This is a genomic window from uncultured Paenibacillus sp. (assembly GCF_963515335.1).
In the GTDB taxonomy this organism is placed as follows: Bacteria; Bacillota; Bacilli; order Paenibacillales; family Paenibacillaceae; genus Paenibacillus_I.
This window is the reverse complement of the sequence record NZ_CAUPYC010000107.1, coordinates 1-6,936: the sequence shown is the minus strand read 5'-3', so window position 1 is coordinate 6,936 and position 6,936 is coordinate 1. Positions and strand designations below refer to the sequence as shown.

Here is a 6,936-nt window from a genome sequence, read left to right as displayed (position 1 = left end):
CGCCTTTCTCTCCATCCCGACAGTCATTTATCAGCTACGACGGTTACTTTACCACTGTGTGCCTTTTTGCCTCAAAAACAATAATGCATGCTCGACAAAAAGGTCCGCGTACTGGAAGAGGAACCCATGCCCGGAATCGGGGTAGATAATAAGTTGAGCATTTGGCAAACGCTGCGCCATGATAAATGAATTGACCGTTGGAATCATAATATCGTTGCTTCCGTTCGCCACAAGAACTGGTTGCTTGATCTCCCCGAGCCGCGGGTAGGCCGCGCCCTCTCCCTTTCCCCACGCGGCAATAGCCGATAACTGTGCCTTCATCGTCTCCGGTTTGACAACCGGTTCGCGCGGACCCTCCCGCTTTTCAAGGCGCGAGAGGTAGGCACGGCCCACAGCCATACTCGTTTCCGTCTGTTCGAAGAATAGGTATAAAAAATCCTCCGGTCCGCCAACCGGCTTGCCGGCAACCTGAAACACCTCCGGCTTAGGAGGCTGTATCCCATCACCCGCCCCTGGTCCCGTTCCGGCGAGTATGAGACGTCGGACGAGATCGGGACGGTCCAGCGTCAACTGCTGGACAACAGTACCGCCCAGCGAGAAGCCGAGAAGATCGACCTGTTTGAGACCGAGCGCTTCGATAAAGGCTGCCGCGTATTTGGCCATGCCGGCAATAGTATTGGGCGCCTCACCGGAGGATAGTCCCACGTCGGCGTTGTCGAAAAGGATGACACGACGCTCACGGGCCAGCCCGTTAACGACCTCCGGATCTCAATCGTCCATTGTGCCGCGAAAACGATGGCAGAATACAAGTGGTTCGTCCGATTGCGCACCAAACGTCCGGTATGCAAACCGGACGCCCTCGGCCTCCAGATAGGCTGTCTCAACAGTCTCAGCTGATACTGCTTTTCCTGATACGAAATTGTCCCCCATCTTCCCCATCATAGTTTATTCCTCCACCAGGTTTATTCCTCCACCAGTTTAATTTGATGATCGCCATGTTTACCTTCCTTTCGCCTTATCCCCTCTAAGTGTCATACAAGTACTGGTTGCAAAGGCGACTAGAGTTTGGTCTTCGTTGAATATACTGCAATCAACAAAACCAACGGTCTGTCCTTTTTTCATGATCTTGGCATCCGCTCTGATTATTTCATTCCAAATCGGCTTGAAAAAATTAATTTTCATTTCAATTGTAGTAAAGCTCTCATCCGCCTGGAGCGTCGTACCGAAAGCTACTCCCATAGCGATATCCGCAAGCGTACTCGTTACCCCGCCGTTCAGTGTGCCTTGAGGGTTGGAATGACCCCGGGTAGCTTCCAAATCAAAGATCGCACGACCCGCTTCAATTTCAACAAGCCTGATTCCGATAAGTTGTTCGACAGGCGAAGGTTGCTTCTCTCCTGCAAGCACTTTCCGATAATGCTCCATTAGCTGGTTCATCGCAGATCCCCTTATCAATTCTGAAGTTATGGCATTGATTTTCCGATATTGTGGAATACACTCCACAATAAGCGCTTGCAACAATTTAATATGTCGATCATAATATATATTATAATCATCCTATTTAGATTGGTCAATTCCCATATCCGGCTTTTCCTTCCGTTTCCTTCTCGCCCATAAAACAAAAGAGCAAGCCGGTTCACCCAGCCTGCCCCTACCTATAATGTCATTATTCCAAAGGCCCGATAATCAGCGACGGGCAGCGCCTGACGAGCTCCTCGATGAAGCGCTGCTTGTCCGCCGGCGACAGCTTGACACTGGTGAAACGGCCTGAACGGTAATGGATCTCGAGCGTATCCTCGGACATCGTCGCCCGGTAGCCGACCCAGCGGTTTTTCGCCTTCGATACCCGGGTGATGTCGCTGTACAGAATTTTGCTGCGGAACGGGCCCACGGTGACGATCAACCCTTCCGGGTCCATGACATAGCTGATGCCGAACAGCAGCCATCCCATCAGCAGCGTCAAGCCAAGCGCAATACCAATCACTGTAACATCGGAAAATAAAGTAGCGTCCTCCGACCGAAAATGCGGCAACAAAATCACCAGATCGAGCAGTCCGATGACAAGCAGCCCCCCCGCCTCCAGACGGCCATCCCTTTTTACGCGAAAACGCACCGTTTGCAGCTCCGCCCTTGCAGCCATGACTGACATACCTCCAATCGCAGCCGAATCGTTACTTTACGGTCAACTTCAACAACCGGTCGTCCGCGTCTCCCGGCTCGCCCCGGCCGTCGGTATTGTTCGTGATGACGTACAAGCTGCCTTTGTAGATGAACACGTCCCGCAGCCGCCCTTCATTCTCCAGCAGCGTGTCGAGCACAACGCCGTTCGGCGACAGCTTGATCAGTCTCGAGCCGGCCAATCCCGCCGCGATGATGTTGCCCTCCTCGTCAATCGCCATGCCCGACGGCGCTAAAGCCGTATCCCCCGTATGGTACACCGGCGGCTCCGTACCTTCCTTCGTTTCATCGCCGAAAACGTCAGGCCAGCCGTAATTCAAGCCCGGCCGAATCCGGTTCAGTTCGTCGTAGCCGCGCGGCGAGGAAGACGGTCCATGCTCCATGCTGAACATCGCGCCCTTTGTGTCCCAACCGATACCCTGCGGATTGCGATGACCATATGTATACACGTACGAACCGGTGAACGGATTATCGCCCGGCACATCGCCGTCCTGCGTCATCCGCAGAATTTTGCCGGCCAGGCTGTCCGTATTCTGGGCCAGTTCCTCTTCGGTCGCATCGCCGGTTGTAATATATAAATAGCCGTCCGGACCGAGCTTCAAACGCCCCCCGTCATGCAACACCGCGCCAGGAATGCCCTCCAGTAGCGCCTCCTTCTCCGTCCATACGCCGTCCTTGCGCTCCAACACGACGACGCGGTTCAACAACCGCCCGTTCTCATTGTAGGTATGATAAGCATAAGCCCGACCGCTGTCGCGAAAATCGGACGCGAGCTCCAGGCCGAGAAAACCGCTCTCCCCTTCTTGATGGACCGGTTTGGCGAGCTTCACTTCCTCCCGCTCGATCTTGCCGCCGGCCACGCGGACGATCGCGCCGTCCCGCTCGCTTATGTAAAAAACTTCCCCGTCGAACGCAATCGACCATGGACTCCGTAAATTCGTCGCCAGCACTTCATAGAACGCACCTTCGGTCGACTCGGCGCCGTCCGGCCCGGTACCTGCGCCGTCGGCACCTTCGCCGCCCCCGCCCTTTTCGCTGCCGCCGTTTTGTTCGTTGACGTCCGTACCGCCATTTCCAGTCACCGCATCATCGGCGGCCGAGCATGCCGCAAGCATAAGCAGCAGAGCGGCAAGCACCGCCAACCTCACCGCATGCTTCATCCACTTTTCCCTCCCCGGCAACAAACAGCTCTCACTACCTAATTAACCACAAACAAGCCAAAAACGCCACCCAATGGCGGCGTAATAGGCCAATGTTATCACTATAAATCTGCAAAATCGGCAATTCGTCCTAGTAGCCGACTTCAACGGATGCGATCACCACGTAGATCAGGTCGTTCACGTCGTCCTTGTCCGGCAGCACGACACCGCTCGTGGTCAGCATGCCGCCGTCCGACACCTCGACCGACACCTGTCCGTACGGCAGCGCCGCCTTTACCGCCGCAATGTCCAGTTTGTCCTTGTCGCAAGGTACGGCCAGCTTCACATTCACCTTCATGTTGTCGAGCGTTCCGCCCGGCAGCACGGAGCGCAGCCCCGGCATCGAATTCGTATGAATCGCGTTCTGCACGGCGCGGACCGACGCCTTCGTAATGTTCTGTCCGTGCAGGTCCGTTCCCATGCCGATTTCGATAAAAAACAGTTTGTCCATACGTTCTATTACACCCCGTTAATGTTTAATGTCGTGAACTGCAACGATCAGTCCCATGGCACATCGTCATCGGAACGATCGGAACCACTGGGTTCCGAAGCGGCCGCAGCCGCATCTCGCGCATAATTCTCCGGCCCGGCATAGCCTGCGGCATCGATCCCGGATGACTTTCCGATCCGATCCAATACCGTCTCAAGCGGATCGGGGTGAAGCAGCTCGACCGGAGACATGCCTCGGTCGAATTGGAACGAGTCTCCTTCCAGCATGACGACATACTTGCCGTTGTGCTTGGTGAAGTGAATCTTGTTGCCGTAGTCGGCCAACAGCCCCTTCACCGCCACGCCGTCCAGCTTGAAGCCGAAGCCGAGATCGGGTTTATGCTCGATCAGTTGGGCGGCCGCCTCCGTTACCGTCTCGTGCGTCCAGCGCTCCTGGATGTCGCGTTTGTCGCTGGCGGCCCAGAACTCCAGCTTCTGTTCGTCCTCCTGGCGCAGCTCGTCATCGTGCGGCGTATCCTGCCATTTCTCTTCCATGTGCTGATATACCATGCCGAGAATCTGTTCGTTCATCAGCTCGGGCAGCGGTTTGTCGTACGACACGTATTTGAGGAAATCCTCGAAGTAGCGGGCATGCGAAGCCTGGTGGATTTTCAGCTCCCAAGGCGCGATCATGCCCTCCTCCGGCATATGCGGATACTGGATCGATTTGATGTTGCGGGCGCTGATCGCCATCTCGACATGGGAAATCAGGCTGCGCTCGTCGGAGATGCGGGCGATCTTGGGCTCGAAGTCGCACTTCATCAGAAAGACGAAAGGCTCGTCGAAATGGGTGTTCATCGTGGCGGTCGCCGCGATCAGGGCGCCTCCGCGTACGGAGCTCGTATCCATATAGACCCGGACAACCTCGTCGGCAAAACCGAGAAATTGCTCGCGGTTATCGGCCGTACGGAGCCGCTGCAGCAGGTTGTAGTTCGGGTTCGCCGTCAGCTCGTGGCCGGGCTCGACCTCGAAGCGGCCGATTTTCGTCGGCGCGTTCTCGCTTCCCGGATTGCGCTCGACCTTTCGCTTGAGGATGCGAATGAACTCGCTGTCGAGGAAGCTTTTCAGCTCGCTGCCGTCATAGGCTTCCCCATCCAACGTCTGGAAATGCTTGAAGTGCTTCGATGCGCCGGCCTCCTCCCCGTCGGTCTGGATGACGAAAAACGATAAATATTGAATGGATAAAGACATGTGTTGCGCGGTCTCCTTTATGTCCGTATTGATGCCTGCGTGTCCGATCAAAGGCCGAACCGCTCGATTTGCTCCCATAGCCCTTCCCGGGCCAAAATCTCTCTCTGCTTGCTTCCGATCAGATCGTAATGCGGATAATCGTCCCTGGCGTGGATGAAAGCGGGATTGAGCCCGTTGGTCCGGCACCAAAGGGACAGCTTCCCGAGATCGGCGCAACCGACCTTCGTCACCGTCGTGATGTCCGGCCACCGCGGCTCCAGCCAGTAATGCGTCATATACGCAATCTCTCCGGCGGCCACCCGCTTTTTCCACTCGACGAGCTCCGCTCTGCGCAATCCGAATGCCATCAGGCCGATTCTCCTTTGGTGGTAAGTGAACACGGTTATCTATCTGCAATCGATATAAAGACATTATACCGGAACGGCGCGCAGCTCGGAAACCGACCGTTCCATGAATTTTTGCGCCGCCGCTCCCAGCTCCCGGTCTTTGCGCATGATGACGCCGTGCACGAGCTGAAGCGGACGTTCCACTGCGGCGCATAACGACGGTATTTACTATTCCGAGGCGAACTGAAAAGTAACACATTTGCAACTTTATCGCGGGCTGACAGCGCGTTTGCTTTATTTTCCTTGTCGAACTGGTATACTAGGGGAATCATACCAAACGCAATGTGAAAAGAGGACTAACGAATGACTACCCCTTTCGACAAGCTCGGCATACGCGCGGAGGTGACAGAGCAGCTGCGCATGCAGGGCTTAACGAACCCGACTCCCGTGCAGAAAAGCGCCATCCCGCATTTGCTTGCCGGCCGTGACGCGATCGTGCAGGCCCAGACCGGCACCGGCAAAACGCTCGCGTTCGCGCTGCCGATTCTGAATCGGATCGATCCGAATAACAATAACGTGCAGGCTTTGGTCGTAACGCCGACACGCGAGCTTGCGATCCAGATTACCCAGGAATTCAAAAAGCTCAAGGATGCGGTCGGCGCCAACGTGCTGGCCGCTTACGGCGGGCAGGACGTCGATGCGCAGATTCGCAAGCTCGACGGACGGCCGCAGATTGTAGTCGGCACGCCGGGACGGCTGCTCGACCATTTGCGCCGTCGGACGATCCGGCTGTCGGAGCTTGACGTGCTCGTGCTCGACGAAGCGGACCAAATGCTGCACATGGGCTTTCTTGCAGAGGTCGAAGAGCTGATCGCCCAAACGCCGGAAAGCCGCCAGACGGTGCTGCTGTCGGCGACGATGCCGGATTCGGTCCGCCGGCTGGCCAGACGTTATATGCGCGAGCCCGAGGATGTGACGATCCGCACCGAGCGCGTTACGCTGGACAGCATCCGGCAGATCGCGGTCGACACGACCGACCGCTCGAAGCAGCCGACGCTGATCCGTTTGCTGGAGACGTACAGGCCGTATTTGGCGGTTATTTTTTGCCGGACGAAGATCCGTGCGGCGAAGCTGAACGAAGCGCTGCTTGAGCATGGCTTCCAAAGCGACGAGCTGCACGGCGAATTGACGCAGGCGAAGCGCGAGCAGGTCATGAAGCGGTTCCGCGACGCGAAGCTGCAGCTGCTCGTCTGCACGGACGTCGCGGCGCGCGGCATCGATGTTGAAGGCGTGACGCACGTCTTCAACTATGACATTCCGCAGGATGCGGAATGGTACATCCACCGCATCGGCCGGACGGGCCGCGCCGGGCAGCGCGGCGTCGCCGTGACGCTGGTCACGCCGCGCGACCGCTCGCGGCTCGACGGCATCGAGCGTGCCATCGACGCGCGCCTTGAGCGCAAGTCGATGGTGGAATTCGGCGTAGGCGCTGCCGCCGATGATGACGAAGCGGCGCAGCCGGCCCTTCGCGCGGCGCGTAGCGAGGCGAAGAG

General features: G+C 57.0%; 7 protein-coding genes and 1 pseudogene. 1 reads left to right on the top strand and 7 read right to left on the bottom strand.

The window, feature by feature from the left end; all coding sequences use genetic code 11:
- Nucleotides 1-48: 48 nt before the first annotated feature.
- From RWM61_RS19775 to RWM61_RS19745, 7 genes and pseudogenes are all read right to left on the bottom strand, one after another.
- Nucleotides 49-750, bottom strand: a pseudogene (locus RWM61_RS19775) (alpha/beta fold hydrolase); the annotation flags it as partial.
- Nucleotides 751-999: 249 nt separating this feature from the next.
- Complete coding sequence (locus RWM61_RS19770) at nucleotides 1,000-1,437, bottom strand: PaaI family thioesterase (RefSeq protein WP_314004075.1); 438 nt, start codon at nucleotides 1,435-1,437, stop codon at nucleotides 1,000-1,002.
- 229 nt (nucleotides 1,438-1,666) lie between these two features.
- The gene (locus RWM61_RS19765; RefSeq protein WP_314004072.1) at nucleotides 1,667-2,140 is read right to left on the bottom strand and encodes a PH domain-containing protein; all 474 of its coding nucleotides are present in this window, start codon (nucleotides 2,138-2,140) and stop codon (nucleotides 1,667-1,669) included.
- Between the two features lie 31 nt (nucleotides 2,141-2,171).
- Entirely contained in the window at nucleotides 2,172-3,338 is a 1,167-nt protein-coding gene (locus RWM61_RS19760) for a PQQ-dependent sugar dehydrogenase (RefSeq protein ID WP_314004069.1), read from the bottom strand.
- Between the two features lie 130 nt (nucleotides 3,339-3,468).
- Nucleotides 3,469-3,828 (bottom strand): Lin0512 family protein, encoded by a 360-nt coding sequence (locus RWM61_RS19755; RefSeq protein ID WP_314004066.1) that lies wholly within the window; start codon nucleotides 3,826-3,828, stop codon nucleotides 3,469-3,471.
- Between the two features lie 47 nt (nucleotides 3,829-3,875).
- A complete protein-coding gene (locus tag RWM61_RS19750; RefSeq protein ID WP_314004063.1) occupies nucleotides 3,876-5,057 on the bottom strand; it encodes a DUF3900 domain-containing protein in 1,182 nt (393 codons plus the stop codon).
- A gap of 47 nt (nucleotides 5,058-5,104) precedes the next feature.
- Nucleotides 5,105-5,404 (bottom strand): hypothetical protein, encoded by a 300-nt coding sequence (locus RWM61_RS19745; protein WP_314004060.1) that lies wholly within the window; start codon nucleotides 5,402-5,404, stop codon nucleotides 5,105-5,107.
- A gap of 342 nt (nucleotides 5,405-5,746) precedes the next feature.
- On the opposite strand from RWM61_RS19745, the gene RWM61_RS19740 reads away from it, so the two are divergent.
- Nucleotides 5,747-6,936 (top strand): DEAD/DEAH box helicase (locus RWM61_RS19740; RefSeq protein WP_314004058.1); only part of this gene is annotated, 1,190 nt, incomplete at its 3' end.

What these genes read in the sequence shown, in the direction of transcription:
- RWM61_RS19765 (WP_314004072.1), bottom strand. Translation starts at nt 2,140, where the DNA reads ATGGCTGCAAGGGCGGAGCTGCAAACGGTGCGTTTTCGCGTAAAAAGG.
- RWM61_RS19760 (WP_314004069.1), bottom strand. Translation starts at nt 3,338, where the DNA reads ATGAAGCATGCGGTGAGGTTGGCGGTGCTTGCCGCTCTGCTGCTTATG.
- RWM61_RS19770 (WP_314004075.1), bottom strand. Translation starts at nt 1,437, where the DNA reads ATGAACCAGCTAATGGAGCATTATCGGAAAGTGCTTGCAGGAGAGAAG.
- RWM61_RS19745 (WP_314004060.1), bottom strand. Translation starts at nt 5,404, where the DNA reads ATGGCATTCGGATTGCGCAGAGCGGAGCTCGTCGAGTGGAAAAAGCGG.
- RWM61_RS19750 (WP_314004063.1), bottom strand. Translation starts at nt 5,057, where the DNA reads ATGTCTTTATCCATTCAATATTTATCGTTTTTCGTCATCCAGACCGAC.
- RWM61_RS19755 (WP_314004066.1), bottom strand. Translation starts at nt 3,828, where the DNA reads ATGGACAAACTGTTTTTTATCGAAATCGGCATGGGAACGGACCTGCAC.